Origin of the sequence: Pseudomonas sp. RW3S2 (assembly GCF_014268955.1) — a bacterium.
Taxonomy (GTDB): Bacteria; Pseudomonadota; Gammaproteobacteria; order Pseudomonadales; family Pseudomonadaceae; genus Aquipseudomonas; species Aquipseudomonas wayambapalatensis.
The window spans coordinates 227,415-243,431 of record NZ_JABWRM010000003.1 but is presented as its reverse complement, the minus strand read 5'-3'; the positions used below and the strand labels follow the sequence as shown (position 1 = coordinate 243,431).

General features: G+C 65.7%; 17 protein-coding genes. 3 read left to right on the top strand and 14 right to left on the bottom strand.

The features are described 5' to 3' along the window. Positions 1-94 precede the first annotated feature (94 nt). Positions 95-973: a LysR family transcriptional regulator gene (locus HU748_RS06325; RefSeq protein ID WP_186719724.1), complete on the bottom strand. Its 879-nt coding sequence runs from the start codon at positions 971-973 to the stop codon at positions 95-97. A gap of 101 nt (positions 974-1,074) precedes the next feature. Between HU748_RS06325 and HU748_RS06320 the strand changes: the two genes are divergently transcribed. Beyond that, a complete protein-coding gene (locus HU748_RS06320) occupies positions 1,075-1,503 on the top strand; it encodes a PACE efflux transporter (protein ID WP_186666685.1) in 429 nt (142 codons plus the stop codon). A 4-nt stretch (positions 1,504-1,507) separates the two neighbouring features. Here the strand turns inward: HU748_RS06320 and HU748_RS06315 are convergent, their stop codons facing one another. The 3 genes from HU748_RS06315 to HU748_RS06305 all read right to left on the bottom strand — a co-directional run bounded on the left by HU748_RS06315 (position 1,508) and on the right by HU748_RS06305 (position 3,758). Further along, the gene (locus HU748_RS06315) at positions 1,508-2,506 is read right to left on the bottom strand and encodes a hypothetical protein (protein WP_186719722.1); all 999 of its coding nucleotides are present in this window, start codon (positions 2,504-2,506) and stop codon (positions 1,508-1,510) included. 98 nt (positions 2,507-2,604) lie between these two features. After that, a complete protein-coding gene (locus HU748_RS06310) occupies positions 2,605-3,048 on the bottom strand; it encodes a GNAT family N-acetyltransferase (RefSeq protein ID WP_186711657.1) in 444 nt (147 codons plus the stop codon). A gap of 68 nt (positions 3,049-3,116) precedes the next feature. Continuing rightward, entirely contained in the window at positions 3,117-3,758 is a 642-nt protein-coding gene (locus HU748_RS06305) for an HD domain-containing protein (RefSeq protein WP_186719721.1), read from the bottom strand. Between the two features lie 182 nt (positions 3,759-3,940). Here HU748_RS06305 and HU748_RS06300 point away from each other — a divergent pair, with 182 nt between their 5' ends. After that, positions 3,941-4,906 (top strand): helix-turn-helix domain-containing protein, encoded by a 966-nt coding sequence (locus tag HU748_RS06300; RefSeq protein ID WP_186719720.1) that lies wholly within the window; start codon positions 3,941-3,943, stop codon positions 4,904-4,906. On the opposite strand, the gene HU748_RS06295 is transcribed toward HU748_RS06300, so the two are convergent. The 9 genes from HU748_RS06295 to HU748_RS06255 form a co-directional block, all read right to left on the bottom strand. Further along, positions 4,888-5,583: a GntR family transcriptional regulator gene (locus tag HU748_RS06295; protein WP_186711658.1), complete on the bottom strand. Its 696-nt coding sequence runs from the start codon at positions 5,581-5,583 to the stop codon at positions 4,888-4,890. The two genes, HU748_RS06300 and HU748_RS06295, sit on opposite strands and share 19 nt — an antisense overlap. A gap of 16 nt (positions 5,584-5,599) precedes the next feature. Further along, positions 5,600-6,307: an FCD domain-containing protein gene (locus HU748_RS06290; protein ID WP_186719719.1), complete on the bottom strand. Its 708-nt coding sequence runs from the start codon at positions 6,305-6,307 to the stop codon at positions 5,600-5,602. A 70-nt stretch (positions 6,308-6,377) separates the two neighbouring features. Next, a complete protein-coding gene (locus HU748_RS06285; protein ID WP_186719718.1) occupies positions 6,378-7,688 on the bottom strand; it encodes a C4-dicarboxylate transporter DctA in 1,311 nt (436 codons plus the stop codon). Between the two features lie 279 nt (positions 7,689-7,967). Next, complete coding sequence (locus HU748_RS06280; protein WP_186711661.1) at positions 7,968-8,462, bottom strand: Lrp/AsnC family transcriptional regulator; 495 nt, start codon at positions 8,460-8,462, stop codon at positions 7,968-7,970. 11 nt (positions 8,463-8,473) lie between these two features. After that, on the bottom strand, positions 8,474-9,289 hold the full coding sequence (locus tag HU748_RS06275; protein WP_238343293.1) for an ATP-binding cassette domain-containing protein: 816 nt from the start codon (positions 9,287-9,289) through the stop codon (positions 8,474-8,476). Between the two features lie 4 nt (positions 9,290-9,293). After that, on the bottom strand, positions 9,294-10,007 hold the full coding sequence (locus HU748_RS06270; RefSeq protein ID WP_054892428.1) for an ABC transporter permease: 714 nt from the start codon (positions 10,005-10,007) through the stop codon (positions 9,294-9,296). After that, entirely contained in the window at positions 10,004-10,705 is a 702-nt protein-coding gene (locus HU748_RS06265; RefSeq protein WP_186669643.1) for an ABC transporter permease, read from the bottom strand. The genes HU748_RS06270 and HU748_RS06265 overlap by 4 nt, the downstream gene beginning before the upstream one ends. A gap of 94 nt (positions 10,706-10,799) precedes the next feature. Further along, positions 10,800-11,579, bottom strand: coding sequence for an ABC transporter substrate-binding protein (locus tag HU748_RS06260; RefSeq protein ID WP_186719717.1), 780 nt, complete (start codon positions 11,577-11,579; stop codon positions 10,800-10,802). 255 nt (positions 11,580-11,834) lie between these two features. Continuing rightward, complete coding sequence (locus HU748_RS06255) at positions 11,835-12,767, bottom strand: siderophore-interacting protein (protein WP_186719715.1); 933 nt, start codon at positions 12,765-12,767, stop codon at positions 11,835-11,837. Positions 12,768-12,905: 138 nt separating this feature from the next. Here HU748_RS06255 and HU748_RS06250 point away from each other — a divergent pair, with 138 nt between their 5' ends. Next, a complete protein-coding gene (locus tag HU748_RS06250) occupies positions 12,906-14,528 on the top strand; it encodes a PvdJ/PvdD/PvdP-like protein (RefSeq protein ID WP_186719713.1) in 1,623 nt (540 codons plus the stop codon). Positions 14,529-14,621: 93 nt separating this feature from the next. Here the strand turns inward: HU748_RS06250 and HU748_RS06245 are convergent, their stop codons facing one another. Next, positions 14,622-16,016: an efflux transporter outer membrane subunit gene (locus HU748_RS06245; RefSeq protein ID WP_186719711.1), complete on the bottom strand. Its 1,395-nt coding sequence runs from the start codon at positions 16,014-16,016 to the stop codon at positions 14,622-14,624. Position 16,017: the final 1 nt, after the last annotated feature.

The following is a 16,017-nucleotide window of genomic DNA, read 5'->3' as shown; positions in this document are numbered from 1 at the left end:
TGGCGCGTGGCGGTGCCTGTCGGAATCGGTATCGCCCTGCGGGCCAAATGGTTGAGTTAGACGTCGTTCTGGCCGACGGGTGGTCATGGACGGATCAGCCGGCAGCCAGCAACTCCACCAGCGCCCGAGCAGCCTGCCCCAGTGGCTGCTCCTTGAGCCACAGCACATGCACGGGTAGCTGCAGCTCGTTGCGGGTGTTGCGAAACGCCAGGCGCACCAGCCGGCCGGCCTCTACCCGTGGCATGACCCTGGCCGCAGGCAGGTCGCCCCAACCCAGCCCTGCTTCGACCATCTGCAGGGCCAGGTCGACGCTGTCGGTGCGCCAGTGCGCGGTGCCGATCAGTGAGCGGGTGTCGCGCAGTGGCAGGTCACGGCTATGCACCAGGATCTGGCGGATGTTCACCAGGTCTTCCAGGTCGCGGATACGCCCTTGGCGCAGGGCTGGATGGTGAGGCGACAAGGTGGCCACCAGCGACTCGGTGCCCAGGTGCTGGAAACTGCGGCGCGGATCGACCTGCAACCCGGCAAAGGCCAGGCACAACCTGACGCGGCCGCTGTCGAGCAGTTGCAGGGCGTCCTCCTGCGGGGCACTGAGCAGTTCGATGTCGAGCAGCGGGTAGCGCTCGCCCAGCCGGGCGATGGCTGTCAGCAGTGGACGGGGGTTGATGTCCGGCACCACGGCGATGGCCAGGCTGCTTTCCAGCCCTCGCGACAGTTCGAGCGCATGCACTTGCAGCAACCCCAGTTGCTCGGTGATCAGCCGCGCGTGCGGCTCCAGGGCGCGGGCGCGGTCGGTGGCGCGCACCTCGCGGGCACCGCGCTCGAACAGGGCGTAGCCCAGTTCTGCCTCCAGATTGCCGATTGCCATGCTGACCGCCGACGGCACCCGCCCCAGTACCCGTGCGGCGGCAGAGAACGAGCCGCGGTCGAGCACGGCGAGGAACAGTTGGATGTTGTCGCTGGAAAAGTTCATGCAAGTCTCCTTTCAGTAAATCTGAAAGGTGCTGACTTTTTCTGTCAAGATTATTGATTCATTCTCCGCGCCTTCATTCACTGTATCCCGAGGTCGTCACGGTGCAAGGCGTCAAACGCAAACTGGTCTACGTGACCTTCTATGAACTCATTGGCTTGTGCATGTCCACGCTGGGCCTGGCCTACCTGTCCGAAACCCCGGCCTCGCACACCGGGCCACTGGCGGTGATGATCACCACCATCGCGATGCTCTGGAACCTGGTCTACAACAGCCTGTTCGAGCGCTGGGAAAGCCGCCAGGCCAAGCGCGGTCGCAGCGTGGCGCGGCGAGTGGCGCACGCGGTGGGCTTCCAGCTGACGCTGGTGCTGTACCTGATTCCGCTGATTGCCTGGTGGCTGGACATGAGCCTGGTCGAGGCGTTCGTGGTGGACCTGGCGTTCATCGTGCTGGTGCCGGTCTACACCTTCGTCTACAACTGGGCGTTCGACCGCATCTTCGGCCTGCCGACCTCGGCCATGGCCGTGGCCTGAGGCGTCAGGGCCGGCCTGCGCCCGACAGCAGGCCATCCTCGACCTGCCCCGACAGGTAGTACACCCCCGAGAGGGCGCCACTCTGGCGGTTCTCCATGAGCTCGCGCCATTCCTCGTTCAGCGCCACGTTGAGGATCACTCGCAGTTGCTCGACCATCTGTGGATGATCGCGGTCGTGGGTCATCATGCCGAAACCGGCCACCGCCACCGAGATCATCGCCCCGGCGGCCTTGCCTACTGCCGCCGCCACCGCGCTGGCGATGCCGCGCGGGGCGAGGGTGGCGCCGAGTGTTTCGCTGGCCCGGGTGGCCACCGACGACAGCCCCACCTCGGTTTGCCCGGGTGCCTTGGCGGCCTGGTCGTGCAGGTGCTGGCGCAGCGCCTGCCAGGCGGGCTGCTGGTCCAGTGACTGGGCGCGCAGCAGTTGGTAGAGCGTCGCGTCCCTGGCCGCAGGTGGGCCCAGGGCGATGGCTGCAAGGTGATTCAGGCGTTGGCTGACCTGATCAGGCGGGGCGTTGTAGCGCTGGATGATCGTCGGCAACTGCTGGGCGAACAGTTGCAGGTACAGCTCGCTGGCACGGTCGCGGATGCCTTCGGGGTTGATCTGCTCGGCGACCGGTTCGATCACCCGCTCGTGGTACTGCTCCTGCAGGTAGAGCGCCAAACGTTTTTCGGGCGGGTCGCTGCCGTTGCCGCTGTTCAACTTGAACCAGGCAACCTTGAGGGTCAGCCATTGCTGGGTCCAGTAGCCGGTGAACCAGGGGATGAAGTCGCTTTCGGTACGTTGCTGCACCTGTTCGCGCCAGACCCTCATCGAGCGACGGGCATAGTCGCTGGCCGAGCCGGTGGCGGCAACCGAGGCGCCAATCAGGTCCTGGTCGATCTGTTGCCAGAGGGCGGGGGTGAGCGTGACCGGGGGCGGGGCTGGTGGGGAGCGTTTGCCGGCGCAGCCAGCCAGGGTCAGCAGCAGGCACAGCAGCAACAGGGGGATGCGCGGGTTCACGCTGGTAGCCTCCCTGGGTAGAGGCTGGATGAGGTCTTCTGATTATAGAAGCGGGAAGGGCCGCAGAGCGGCCCCCTTTTGCAGTTCGAAAGCCATGTTCAGCCCTCGCGTTTCAGATGCAGCAGCGGATACGGATCGCCCTGCCCATCGACTTCGCTGCGTCCGGTCTGGACGAAGCCCTGGTTGAGGTAGAAGCCCACGGCCTGCGGGTTCTGTTCGTTGACATCGACCTCGCGCACGCCCATTTCGGCGACGACCTGGGCCAACAGGGCCTTGCCGATGCCCTGGCCGCGGTAGGTCGGGTCGACGAAAAGCATCTCTAACTTGCCCTCGTGTACCCCGGCAAAGCCACGGATCCGGCCCTGTTGATCGTACTCGGCGCGCAGTTGGACGAAGCCCAGGTACTGGTCGCGCACTAGCGGGCGCAAGCGTTCGATGTAGCCTTCGGGAAGAAAATCGTGCGTCGCCCGCACCGAGGCTTCCCACAGTTCGGTCAGGCGCTCGAACTGTTCTGCGCCGACTGGGGCGATGGTGTGTTGCATAAGGCCTCCTGGCGTGTGATTTGCCGGGCGCATGGTAAGGCGCCCGGCAAGCCTTGGCCAGCGAGGCCTCAGCTTGGCCAGCAGGACTGGCGGATCACGCTGCAGAAGTTGCCGGGATGGAAGCCCGGTTCCTTGTCGGCGATGACATCGCCCTTGACGTTGCCGAAGGTGGTCTGCGGCTTGTGGCGGATGCCATCGTAGAAGGCCTGGATGATCGCTTCCTTGAACTGCTCGCCACGGGGATGGGCCTGGACCACGGCGTCGCGCTCGGCGGTGCTCAGCCCTTCATGGTGCAGGCCAAGGACGTCGGTTTCGACGCCGGCGGTAACCAGCGCGATCAGCGGGTGCATGAATTCGGGAATACCCGGTGTGGTGTGCAGGGCGATGGCGGTCCAGACCCGCTCGATATCGCGTTCTGCGATGCCGTGGCCCTTGAGGAAGTCGCGGGCGACGTTGGCGCCGTCGACCTCGAAGCGGCAGCAGTCGCTGCTGTGCTGATGGGTCAGGCCCATGTCGTGGAACATGCAGCCGCAGTACAGCAGTTCGCTGTCGAACTTCAGGCCCAGGCGCTTGCCGGCCAGGGCGGCGAAGTAGAACACCCGGCTGGAATGGTGGAACAGCAATGGCGAGGCGGTGTCGCGGACCAGTTCGGTGATCTCGCGGGCCATGGCGCTGTCGGGTACCTGGATACCGGCGATGGAGGTGGACATGGGTGACTCCTTGGGGTGGTTGGTGGTGGAGTCAGTGTGGCGGTGAGGGGGTATGTCCTCAATTGACGTTATACGCCAGATCCTGCCATTGTCGGTTTGCGACGGACATGGCCTGCGCGATGGGCAGGCTGGGGTCTTATGCTGTCGCTGTCAGCCTTTTCGCGCTCCTACAGGATCTCCAGATGCCCTCACTGACCCTCGCCATCCTGGCCATGCCCGGTGTCCAGTTGCTCGACGCCAGCGGCCCGCTCGATGTCTTCGCCGAGGCCAACCGCCAGGCCGGTCGCGAGGTCTATCGCCTGCGCCTGCTGGCCTGCGAGCCCGGCCCGCTGGTCAGTTCGTCCGGCGCGCGCCTGCTGCCCGATGGCTGGATCGGCGACACCATTGAGCCCATCGACACCCTGCTGATCGCCGGTACGCCACAGGCGGCCAGCCAGCATCTGCGCAGCGGTATCCTCGACTGGTTGCGTGGGCGTGCCGCCAGTTGCCGGCGCTACGGATCGGTCTGCACCGGGGCCTTCGCCCTGGCTGCTGCCGGTCTGCTCGATGGCCGACGCATCACCACGCACTGGGCGGTCGCCGAGGCCTTGGCCGAGCGCTATCCCGAGGTGCAGGTGGAGGCCGATGCGATCCAGGTCCATGACGGCAAGGTGCGCACTGCGGCGGGTGTGACGTCCGGGCTGGACCTGGCGTTGAGCCTGGTGGAGGAAGACCTGGGGCGAGAACTCGCCAAGCAGGTGGCAGGGCAGTTGGTGATGTACTTCAAGCGTCCGGGTGGGCAATTGCAGTTCAGTCGCCAGGGTGGCTCTTCGCCGGTCGGTCGCTCGGTGCTTCAGGGGTTGCAGCGCTATGTGGCGGCCAATCCGGCCGAGGATCACAGCATCGCCAGCCTGGCGCAGCGGGCGGGCCTCAGCCCGCGGCACTTCGCCCGGCTGTTCCAGGCCGATGTCGGCATGACCCCTGCGGCCTGGGTGGAACTGGCACGGGTCAATGCCGCGCGCGAACGCCTCGAGGGCGGACGCGAGCCGCCCAAGCAGGTGGCGGCCTTGTGTGGCTTCGCCAATGTCGACACCCTGCGCCGCGCTTTCGTGCGGCATGTCGGAGTTACCCCGGCGGACTACCGCAAACGTTACGCGCGCACGCTCTGATCGAGGTCGAGCTTGGCTTCGAGGCGGTCCAGGTGCTGGTGCATCAGCTCAAGCGCCGCGGTGCTGTCGCCGTCTTCCACCGCGTCGATGATTGCCGCGTGCTCTTCCCAGGCGCAGTGCTCGCAGCAGGGCGACTCGTAGCGGGCGATGATCAGCGAGGTCATCGGCACCAGGCCGTTGAGAAAGCGCGCCAGCGGCGCGTTGTTGGCCATCTGCGCAAGCTTGAGGTGGAATTCGCCGCCCAGGCGGATGGCCGTGCAGCGCTCGCCACGCTCGTAGTGCAGGCGTTCGCGCTCCACCAATTGGCGCAGTTGACGGATCTGCCCCGGGCGCGCGCGCTGGGTGGCCAGGCCGATCAGCGTGGTTTCGGCCAGGCGCCGGGCACTGAGTACCTGGCGCGCTTGCTGTGGATCGGGTGCGGCCAGGTGTGCGGTGTGGCTGGGGCGCTGCACCACCACCTGCTGGTCGGCCAGACGCCCGAGCACCCGGCGGATCACGGTGCGGCTGACGCCGAAAGCATTGCCCAGCGCCTGCTCGGGCAGGGCGCTGCCAGGGGGCAGGCGCTGTTCGAGGATGGCGTCGAACAGGCGTGGGTAGATCTGTTCGGCGCCCAGGCGGCCTTCGCCGGTCTTGATCAGCTGGGGCAGGCGCGGGTCGGCGTGGGCGAAGGCGGTCATGGTCGCTCTCCTGACGTCAAAGATGCGGGTCCGGATGGTCGTCCGGGATGTTCAGTTCGATGCCCATGCGCTGGCCTTCGGCGAGGATGTGCCGGCGCATCTGGGCGCTGGCCTGGGCGCTGTTGCGTGCACGGATGGCGCGCACCACGGCCTCGTTCTCTTCGAGCCGTGCGGCCAGGTGTTCGGGGGAGTCGCGCAGCATCGCCGCGCTCTGCTTGAGCGCGTTGCTGGTCTGCTGCACCACGCTCTGGAAGATCGGGTTGGTGGTCAGCGCGAACAGCGCTTCGTGGAAGGCGATGTAGGCGGCCACGCCTGCCTCGCTGTCGCTGGCGTCAACGGCTTCGCGCAGGTCCACCAGGGTCAGGCGCAACTGGCCGATGTCCTGGTTGCCCGCCGATTGCGCGACCAGCCCGGCGATGAAGGGCTCGAGGGTGTAGCGCAGCTCCAGCACATCGGCCAGGCTGGCGGCGCCGACACCCTCGGTGCCTGGTGTCAGGGTGGCGTCGGCCTCCAGCACCAGCACACCTTTGCCGGGCATCGAACGTACCAGCCCGAGGGTTTCCAGAACGATCACCGCTTCGCGCAGGCTGGGGCGGCTGATGCCCAGTTGTTCGGCCAGCTCGCGCTGGCCGGGCAGCATTTCGCCGCTGCGCCACTGACCGCGGGCCAGGGCCTTGCGCAGCTTTTCCACCACGGAGTTGACGACGGTCGATGAGCTGATCACGGTTCGCTCCTTGATTGAAACCTGAGTCTTGTCGCCTGTGGGCCGGCGCTTAACGTCGGCCCTGGTACGGTCAGAATTCCTGCTGATGGGCCTGGCCCTGCTTGCGCGCTACCGGTTCGAAGCCAGGCTTGCCGGCCAGCACGTTGTTGGCGCGCTCCATGTCGATATCCTTCTCCCAGCGGGCGATGGCCACGGTGGCGACACAGTTGCCGATCAGGTTGGTCAGTGCCCGGCCGATGCCCATGAACCAGTCCACGGCCAGCACCAGCACCAGGCCGACCACCGGGATCGCCGGAACCGCGGTCAGGGTGGCGGCCAGGATCACCAGCGCCGAGCCCGGGATGCCGTGGGCGCCCTTGGAGGTGACCAGCGACACCAGCAGGATGGTCAGCAGGTCGGTCATGGCCAGTGGCGTGCCGGTGGCGTTGGCGATGAACACGATGGCCAGGGTGAGGTAGATCGAGAAACCGTCCAGGTTGAACGAATAGCCGGTCGGAATCACCAGCCCCACGGTGGAACTGCCGATCCCCAGGTGTTCGAGCTTGCGCATCACCTGCGGCAGTACGGCGTCGGAGGAGGCGGTGCCGAGGACGATGGTCAGTTCCTCGCGCAGGTACTTGATGAACGGGATCAACTTCAGCCCCGACACCCGCATCACCGTGCCCAGGATCAGCAGCACGAAGCCTGCACAGGTGATGTAGAACAGCGCCACCAGCCCGCCCAAGTGCTGCAGCGACTCCAGGCCGTACTTGCTGGTGGTGAAGGCGATGGCGCCGAACACGCCGATCGGCGCCAGGCGCACGATCATGCCCATGATGCGGAAGATCACATGGCTCAGTTCGTTGACCAGGCGCGAGATGCCCGAGGCCGACTCGCCGACCAGGTTCAGCGCACTGCCGAACAGCACGGCGAACAGCAGGACCTGGAGGATGTTGTTGTCGGCGAAGGCACCGATCACCGAGGTCGGGATCAGATCCATGAAGAACGCCGTGGCGCCGTGGATGTGCGCACCGCGATCGGCCAGGGCACCGGCGTCGGCGCTGGAGAGCTGGTCGAGGTGGATGTTGGCACCTTGGCCGATGCCGGTAGAGAAGGCCAGCACCAGGCCGATGATCAGGGCGATGGTGGTGAGGATTTCGAAGTAGATCACCGACTTCAGGCCAATGCGCCCGACCTTCTTCAGGTCGCCCGCGCCGGAGATGCCACTGACCACCACGCAGAACACGATGATGCCGATGAGCATCTTGATCAGCTTGATGAAGCCGTCACCGAGGGGTTTGAGCTGCAGGGATACTTCAGGAAAGCTGAGACCGCAGATAACGCCCAGGGCAAGGCCCAGGACAACTTGGAGGAAGATCGAACGCGAGCACCATTTGAGCATGGGAGGGATCTCTGATTCGGTGTCCCTGCTTCGATGCACGCCAGGGGCTGGCGGGCGAAAGAGCGCAGGACTTAATTATTGTGGTCTTACCGGTTTGTCCAGTGCGGGGTAAATGTAAGCGCGAATTTCGGCGCTTGGCAAGGCTTTTTGGACTTACCGGTCTGACCAGTTGGCGATCAGTCGAGCTCGGAGGCTCTGGTGTGCCGGTTAGCGCAGGGAAGGGGTGTGAAGCGCGGGTGGGTGAGGTGAAGGGGGCGCCAGGCGGCCCCCAAGGATGTTTCAGGCTTGTGGTGCGAGGCTCTTGACCGCCGCCAGCTCCGGGTGGGCGACCAGCTTGTCGATGTGCAGTTCGTCGTCGTTCATCCAGGCCTCGGTCAGCACCCGGTAGTGCTCCATGTCGCGGCAGCGCATGCGCAGGCTGTAGTCGAAATGGCCGCTGATCAGCTGGCATTCAAAGACCTGCGGGCAGGCCCGCACGGTGGCCTCGAAGGCACGCTGGGCGGAACGCCCGCTCTGGTTGGACAAGGCCACCAGCACCAACAGCGACAGGCCGGGCGACACCTGCTGCAGGTCGATGATCGCACCGTAGCCGCGGATCACACCTCGTCGCTCCAGCTTGCGCACCCGCTCAAGGCAAGGCCTGGGCGTCAGGTGCACGAGGGTCGAGAGCTTCTCGTAGGTGATCCTGCCGTGGTGGCGCAGCACATCGATGATCGCTTCATCGATGCGGTCCAGCGGCGGGTTGGCAGGGGAACGGGTGGCCTTGCTATCCATACGGCGTGACTTCACTTCAAACGGTTTGAGAGAAACTGTTGCAGGCGTGGGCTCTGCGGGTGGTCGAGGATGTCGGCACTGCCGTGTTCCTCCACCAGTCCCTGGTGCAGGAACAGCACCTGGCTGGACACCTGACGGGCAAAGCCCATCTCGTGGGTGACCATGAGCATGGTACGTCCTTCCTCGGCGAGCGTCTGTATGACCTTGAGCACCTCGCCGACCAGCTCGGGGTCGAGCGCCGAGGTCGGTTCGTCGAACAGGATGATCTCCGGTTCCATGGCCAGTGCGCGGGCGATCGCCACCCGCTGCTGCTGGCCGCCGGAGAGGAAGGCAGGGTACTGCTCGGCGGCGCGCGCGGGCAGGCCGACCTTGTCCAGGTAGGTGCGTGCCCGTGCCTGGGCTTCGGCGGCACTGATGCCCAGCACCTTGCGCGGTGCCAGGCAAATGTTTTCCAGCACGGTCAGGTGGCTCCACAGGTTGAAATGCTGGAACACCATCGCCAGGCGCGTGCGCAGGTTCTGCAGTTGCGCAGGTGGCGGCGTGCGGGTGCCGGGGCGGATCTGCAGGGTCTGGCCGTCGAGGGTGATGCTGCCGGCATCGGGCTGTTCGAGGAAGTTGATGCAGCGCAGGAAGGTGCTCTTGCCCGAGCCACTGGCGCCGATCAGGCTGATCACGTCGCCCTTGCGGGCCTGCAGCGATACGCCCTTGAGCACCTGATGCTCGCCGTAGTGCTTGTGCAGGGCGTCGACGCTGAGCTTGATCGCGCTCGCATGGGCCTGGGTGGAGGGCGCGTGTTCGAAGTTCAAAGGCAGTGCGGTGGCGGTCATGGGATCAGCCTCGTACGGGATCAAGGAAGCGCATCCAGCGGCGCTCGGCGAGTCGGAACAGGCCGACCAGGGCGAAGGACAGCAACATGTACAGCAGCGCGGCCACACCGAAGGCCTGGAAGGTCAGGAAGGTCGCAGCGTTGGCATCGCGCGCCACCTTGAGGATGTCGGCGACGGTGGCGGTGAAGGCCAGCGAGGTGGCATGCAGCATGAGGATCAGCTCGTTGCTGTAGGCCGGCAGCGAGCGGCGCAGGGCCGCGGGCAGTACCAGGAACAGGTTCAGCTTCCAGCCGCGCAAGCCATAGGCCTGGGCCGCCTCCAGCTCACCGGCGGGCAGGTTGCGAATCGCCCCGGCGAAGATCTCCACGGTGTAGGCGCAGGTGTTGAGCACGAACGCCAGCAGGGTGCAGTTGAGTGCGTTGCGCAAGAACTGGTCGAGTAGCGCGTGTTCGCGCACCACCTCCAGGCTGTAGAGGCCTGTGTAGCAGATCAGCAACTGGATATAGAGCGGTGTGCCGCGGAACACGAAGGTGTACACCTGCACCGGCACGCGCAGCCAGCTGTGGCGCGATACCCGCGCCAGCGCCAGGGGTAGCGAAAGGACGAAACCCAGGACCATGCTTGCCAGGAACAACCACAGCGTCATGGCCAGGCCCGACAGACCACTGCCATCGTTGTACAGATAGGCGATGCCGTATTGCTGAAGGAGTTCGATCATCGTGCCAGTCCCCGCACGCCGGTGTTGTAGCGCCGCTCAAGGTGCTTGAACAGGCGGTTGGAAAGGGTGGTGATCAGCAGGTAGACCAACCCGGCCAGGCACAGGAAGAACAGCATGTCGTTGGTGGTCTTGCCGGCGTTCTGCGCGGCCTTGACCAGGTCGGCCAGGCCGATGATCGACACCAGTGCGGTGGACTTGAGCAACACCAGCCAGTTGTTGCCAAGCCCTGGCAGGGCGAAACGCATCAGTTGCGGGAACAGCACCAGGCGAAAGCGCTGGGCACGGCTCAGGCCGTAGGCGGTGGCTGCCTCCAGTTGGCCGACGGGCACGCTGAGGATGGCGCCGCGGAAGTTCTCGGTGAAGTAGGCGCCGTAGATGAAGCCCAGGGTCAGCACGCCGGCGCCGAAAGGGTCGATTTCAACGTAGTCCCAACCCAGTGCTTCGGTGAGGTCGTTGAGCCAGATCTGCATGCTGTAGAACAACAGCAGGATCAGCACCAGGTCCGGGACGCTGCGGATCAGTGTGGTGTAGAGGGTGGCCGGGATACGCAGCAGCTTGGAGTGCGACAGCTTGGCGCTGGCGCCGACCAGGCCGAGCAGCAGGCTGAGCAGCAACGACAGGAATGCCAGCTTCAGGGTCATCCAGGTGCCTTGGGCCAGCAACGGGCCGAAGCCTTGCAGAGAAAGCAAGTCGTTCATGAGAGGGTCTCGTGCGACGGGATGGCTTGGGGATCGACGATGTCGGCAGCTGGCTGCGTCGCGGGCAGGTCGGGGCCAGCGCCGGCAGCGACGATCACTCGTTGTAGATGTCCAGGTCGCCCACGTACTTCTTCTGGATTTCGGCATAGGTGCCATCGGCGTGGATCGCCGCGATGCCCTTGTCGAGCAGCGCCTTGAGCTCCGGGTCGGTCTTGCGCAGGCCCATGGCAATGTCCAGTGGCAGGCTTGGGTCCTTGATCGCCGGGCCGCTCTTGAAGTCGGCGCCTTCGGGTTTGGAGAGGAAGTTCAGTTGCGCCTCGAGGCGGTCGGTCACGGTGGCGTCGAGGCGGCCGTTCTGCAGGTCGGCATAGTTCTGGTCCTGGGACTGGTAGGCCCTGACCTGCACGCCCAGCGGGGTCAGCACGGCGCGGGCATAGGCTTCCTGCAGCGAGCCCTGCAGTACGCCGACCTGCTTGCCCTTGAGCGATTCGGGGGTATCACCGAAGTCGGCGGACGCGCGCACCACCACCGAGGTGGGGCTGAGGAACAGGCGGTCGGTGAAGTCGATCTGCTTCAGGCGCGCTGGGGTGATGGCCATCGACGACATGATGGCGTCGAACTTGCGCGCACGTAGCGCCGGGATCATGCCGTCGAATTCGTTATGCACCCAGGTGCACTTGACCTGCAGCTTGGCGCAGATGGCGTTGCCCAGCTCGATGTCGAAGCCTTGCAGGCTGCCATCGGCGGCGACGGATTCGAAGGGGGGGTATTCGGGGAAGACGCCGAAGCGGATTTCGGTCCATTCCTTGGCCTGGACGGCAGTGGCACACAGCGAGAACAGCAGGACGCCGAAGCGTTTTCGCATGGAGAGCATAGGTGTGGTCCCTGGGTGTTGTTATTGGTTGTAGGGCGGTGTAGTGCGTAGGTCTGTCCGTGACTCGGGAGTCGGGCTCAGGATGCGCGAGGCAGAGGGTTTTTTTGTGTCGTTTGTACAGGTGCAGGGGACCGGATTCGGTCGTTAACGGCGGGGTGACGGCGGAATCGGCTGTCATGACATCGATTTACAGATGTGCGACAGCGTTTTTGGTGTGTGAGCCCTGGAATACAGCGGGTGCGATAGCGGTCGATGCTACTCCAGGGTGCGTCCGGCCCGCCAATAGCCCATCAGCGTCAGGCTGTCGCGCGCCAGGCCACGCTCCTTGATCAGGTAGCGACGGATCTCCATCACCGTCGCCGACTCCCCGGCGATCCAGGCATGAAAGGCCGCGGCCTTGTCGCTGGCCAGTTCCCAGAGGATGCGCTGGTCGATGTCGACCTCCTCGAGTTCGGCGTTGCGGGTCGCTGTCGGGTTCGGCAGCGTGGCCAGTTCGCGCACCGCGTGCAGCATGCCTTGGCCGTGATCGCAGGCCAGCACGTCGCGGGGCAGCCAGTGCACCCGGGTGGCCGGGCCGTGGCGCAGGTCAAGGCAGTCCAGCTCCAGGGGAACCTCGATGAAGGCTTCGACCGCCAGGTGCGGGCGGGTGTCGGCCAACTGTTCGAGCGCCCCGGCAATCGCCGGCAGTGCGGTCTCGTCGCCCACCAGCAGAATCTGCCGTGCCTCGCGTGGGGGCTTCCACTCATAACCGCCGGGGTCGCCGTCATAGGCAAGGTTCGGTGCAACCATCTGCAGCCGATCACCGGGGCGCGCATGGGTCGCCCAGGCCGAGGCGGGGCCATTGACCCCATGCAGGACGAAATCCACCTCCACCTCATGCTGCGCGCGCCGCAGGGCGCGCAACGTGTAGGTGCGCATGGGGGGCGTCTGCGCCGCCGGGAGGTCGCGCCGTGCCTGCTGCCATTTCTCGTGCTGGGGGAGTCGTGGTGGCTGGCCGTCGGGGGAGGGGAAGAACAGCTTGATGCGCTGGTCCGGCGCCAGGGTGGTCATTTGCCCGATGTCTTCGCCGGTGAAGACGAAACGACACAGCGAAGGGCTCAGGGGCACGATGGTCTTGAGCTCGACATCGAAGATCCGGTAAGCGCTGGCCCGGTTCGGGCGAATCAGGCGCGAGAGGAAGGAGGTCATCGGCAGCCTCTGCTGGCAAGGAGTCTTCTGAAGGAACGAGCGCCAGCCGTGGTTAATTAGCCCCGGTAAATTTTGCCCGCCAGCGTACGTTCTAGCTTGGATAGAAGCCGCAGCATGGCTGGAACGGATAGAGGCGCAATGACCATTTCCCGACGAGGATTCATCGCAAGCCTGGCAGTGGCGGGGGCCGCGGGTACCGCCGCCTACTATGCGCACAAGGAGCTGACCCACGACCCTGAAGACGACATCGTCACCCCGGGTGAGGCCAGCGTCGAGCTTGCCGACCTTGCCGGGCAACTGCTGGCCGATCACTTGCGGGGTGTCTGGGATATCCGTTTCGATGGCGCCGATGGCGGCCTCGAGGGCTTGCCGCGCGAGGGCGTCGAGGTGTTCTTCGACGTCGCCACCAAAGGCCGTGGGCTGCGTGGTTTCGTTGATACCGGCGAGCGCCTGCGAGCTGATGGTCCGGCCGCCTACCGGGTGCTGGGCGATCTGGTCGGAGCCTCGTCTGCCCAGGTGCGCTGGCGCCTGCTCAGTCAGGACGGTGGGCCGAGCTATGAGTGCGTGGCCAGCCTCGACGAGGTGTGGGGCGAGTTCGCCAACGCCGGCAGCGGCACCCTCAGCGGCCGCTTGCAGCGCCTTGATCGGCCCCTTACCTTGCCGGTGGCGGACAGCCGCTTCGTTGCCGTCAAGCGCCTGTTCCCAGAGGCGCGTGAGCGCCTGCCCTATACCCCGGCCATGCAGGCCTGGGTCATCAGCCCCGAGCATCGTTTGTTCCACCAGCTCTGGCATGCGACCCGCGATCAGTGGCACAAGATTCCCGAAGACAAGCGTAATGCGTTGCGCGGCCTGGGCTGGCAGCCAGGGCCGCGCGACCACGAGCGCGACGCCCGTGGGCCGCGCAAGCACCGCAATGGCTCAGGTGTGGATTTTCTGTTCATGCACCGGCACATGCTCGATACCGCACGCGCCCTGCAGGACCTGCCCTCCTGGCAGCGCTTTCCGCTGCCACAGCCCAATGTCGAGTTCGACCGGCAGGGTTTTGCCCGCTATTACGACAACCACGACGGCTGCTGCGTGCCGCCGCCCTGGCAAGCGCCGGGCGACGACGAGTATGGCCAGTGGGTGTCGGCGATCAAGGCCGGGGAGACGTTCTGCAGCAACTTCCAGGTCTGGGAGTCGCAATACCAGGATCCGCAGTACCTGTCGAAGCTGAGCCTGGGCACCTTTGGTTCGGAAGTGGAGATGAACCTGCACGACTGGCTGCACATGTGCTGGGCCTCGGTGCCCCGGGACCCGTCCAACAGTGCGCCGGTGCCCTTTGCGCGCGACCCGTCGGATTTCGCCGGGCGCTGGTTCGGCCGTGAGAACGACTTCCTGGGCGATCCGTTTTCTTCCCATGTACACCCGGTGTTCTGGGGGTTCCATGGTTGGATCGACGACCGGATCGAAGACTGGTATCGCGCCCATGAACGCTATCACCCCGGCCAGGTGCGGCGCCTGGAGGTCAATGGCGTGAAGTGGTTCGCGCCGGGGCCTTGGGTGGAAGTCGGCGACCCCTGGCTGGGGCCGGACACTCATGGGTGCAGTACCACACCGGGTATTCGTCCGGGCAAGACAGTGGAGATGGATGTGGAGGTGATGAAGCTTGCGCTGCGTATCACCTTCGGCGAAGAGGACGGCATCGCCGACCTGCTGCGGCGGGTGCCGCGTCGGCCTTGGTACGCGCGTAACCTGTCGATGAAGAACATTCTTTCGTGATTAACGCCGAGTCGTGCTTTTCGCGGGCAAGTCGCAGCGGCGGTTCGCTGCGACTTGCCCGCGAAGAAGACCCCCCGCGCTGACGGACTCCCCTCAGAGCCTCCATCCCCCGCCCAGCGCCTTGTACAGCGCCACGCTCCCCTGCAACCTGGCCAGGCGCAACTGCGCCTGCTGGTCTTCGGCCAGGTACAGGGTGCGCTGCGTTTCCAGTACCGTCAGCAGCGTCTCTGCCCCTGATGCATAGCGCTGTTCGGCCAGGCTGAAGGCGATGCGCGCCTGTTCCACTTCCTGATCCTGCCACTGGCGTTGCCGGTCGACGCCATTGATCGCATTGAGCGCCTTTTCCACGTCGGCGAAGCCCGCGATGATCTGCGCGCGGTAATCCTCCAGCAACTCTTCCTGGCGCGCCTTGGCCTGGTCACGCTCGGCGCTGCGTCGGCCGCGGTCGAAGATGGGGGCGGTGAGGGCGGTGGTGAGGGTGTAGAAGGGGCTGTCGAGCACGTTGGCGAAGGTCCTGGCGCCACTGCCCAGGTCGGCACCGAGCACCACTCGTGGCAGCATGGCGGCCCTGGCTACCTGCACGTCGGCGCTGGCTGCCGCCAGGCGTGCCTCGGCGGCGGCGATGTCCGGGCGGCGACTGAGCAGTGCACTGGGAACGCCGCTGCCGATGCCTGGCCAGTTCAAGGCGCTGATCGACTCCTGGCCGGTATTCAGGCTCTGCACCGGATCACCGAGCAGGGTGGCAAGGGTGACGCGATTGTCCTGCCACTGTTGCTCCAGCAACGGCACCTGGCGCTCCTGGGCGGCGACCAGGCTGCGTTGCTGGGCCAGCTCCAGGCGGGTCGCCGAGCCCGAGCGTTCGCGGGCTTCGACCAGGCGCAGAACATTGTGCGCGTTATCGCGGTTGAGCCGGGCGATACGCAGTTGTTCCTCCAGTGTCAGCCCTTGCAGATAGCTGTCGGCAACGGCGCTGAACAGCGTGAGCTCGACCGTCTGGCGGTCGAAGCGGCTGGCGTCGAGTTTGCGCAATGCACTGTCACGGGCAGCGCGCCGGCCGCCCCAGAAATCGATTTCGTAGCTGGCGCTCAGGCGCGTGGCGAAGGCGGTGCTGGTGCGCTCGCTGCTGGTGGCGTCGAGCTGGTCGTTACCGTCGCCGCGCAGCAGGCGTTGGCGGCTGCCGTCCACCCCGAACTGCAGTTCGGGCAACAATGGCGCTCCGGCGATCACGGCGCGGGCCTGGGCCTGGCGCACCCGTGCTGCAGCGGCCGCCAGGTCGTGGCTGTTGCTGCGGGCGCGTTCGATCAGGCGATCCAGTTCGCGGCTGGAGAACGCCTGCCACCAGGTGCTGTCCGGCAGCGCCTGGTGGGAGTCGGTGGCGCCTTGCCAGGTGGGCGGTGGCGTGATGTCGGCCTGCGGCGCTGGTGTGCTGTTGCAGGCGGCGAGGCAGAGGCTCAGGGTCAGCAGGCTGATGCGGCTTGGCAATGTCATG

Bases quoted from the DNA above. Each gene is read 5' to 3' on its own strand.
- HU748_RS06325 (WP_186719724.1), bottom strand. From the start codon at position 973: ATGAACTTTTCCAGCGACAACATCCAACTGTTCCTCGCCGTGCTCGAC.
- HU748_RS06310 (WP_186711657.1), bottom strand. From the start codon at position 3,048: ATGCAACACACCATCGCCCCAGTCGGCGCAGAACAGTTCGAGCGCCTG.
- HU748_RS06305 (WP_186719721.1), bottom strand. From the start codon at position 3,758: ATGTCCACCTCCATCGCCGGTATCCAGGTACCCGACAGCGCCATGGCC.
- HU748_RS06300 (WP_186719720.1), top strand. From the start codon at position 3,941: ATGCCCTCACTGACCCTCGCCATCCTGGCCATGCCCGGTGTCCAGTTG.
- HU748_RS06295 (WP_186711658.1), bottom strand. From the start codon at position 5,583: ATGACCGCCTTCGCCCACGCCGACCCGCGCCTGCCCCAGCTGATCAAG.
- HU748_RS06285 (WP_186719718.1), bottom strand. From the start codon at position 7,688: ATGCTCAAATGGTGCTCGCGTTCGATCTTCCTCCAAGTTGTCCTGGGC.
- HU748_RS06280 (WP_186711661.1), bottom strand. From the start codon at position 8,462: ATGGATAGCAAGGCCACCCGTTCCCCTGCCAACCCGCCGCTGGACCGC.
- HU748_RS06275 (WP_238343293.1), bottom strand. From the start codon at position 9,289: ATGACCGCCACCGCACTGCCTTTGAACTTCGAACACGCGCCCTCCACC.
- HU748_RS06270 (WP_054892428.1), bottom strand. From the start codon at position 10,007: ATGATCGAACTCCTTCAGCAATACGGCATCGCCTATCTGTACAACGAT.
- HU748_RS06265 (WP_186669643.1), bottom strand. From the start codon at position 10,705: ATGAACGACTTGCTTTCTCTGCAAGGCTTCGGCCCGTTGCTGGCCCAA.
- HU748_RS06260 (WP_186719717.1), bottom strand. From the start codon at position 11,579: ATGCTCTCCATGCGAAAACGCTTCGGCGTCCTGCTGTTCTCGCTGTGT.
- HU748_RS06255 (WP_186719715.1), bottom strand. From the start codon at position 12,767: ATGACCTCCTTCCTCTCGCGCCTGATTCGCCCGAACCGGGCCAGCGCT.
- HU748_RS06250 (WP_186719713.1), top strand. From the start codon at position 12,906: ATGACCATTTCCCGACGAGGATTCATCGCAAGCCTGGCAGTGGCGGGG.
- HU748_RS06245 (WP_186719711.1), bottom strand. From the start codon at position 16,016: ATGACATTGCCAAGCCGCATCAGCCTGCTGACCCTGAGCCTCTGCCTC.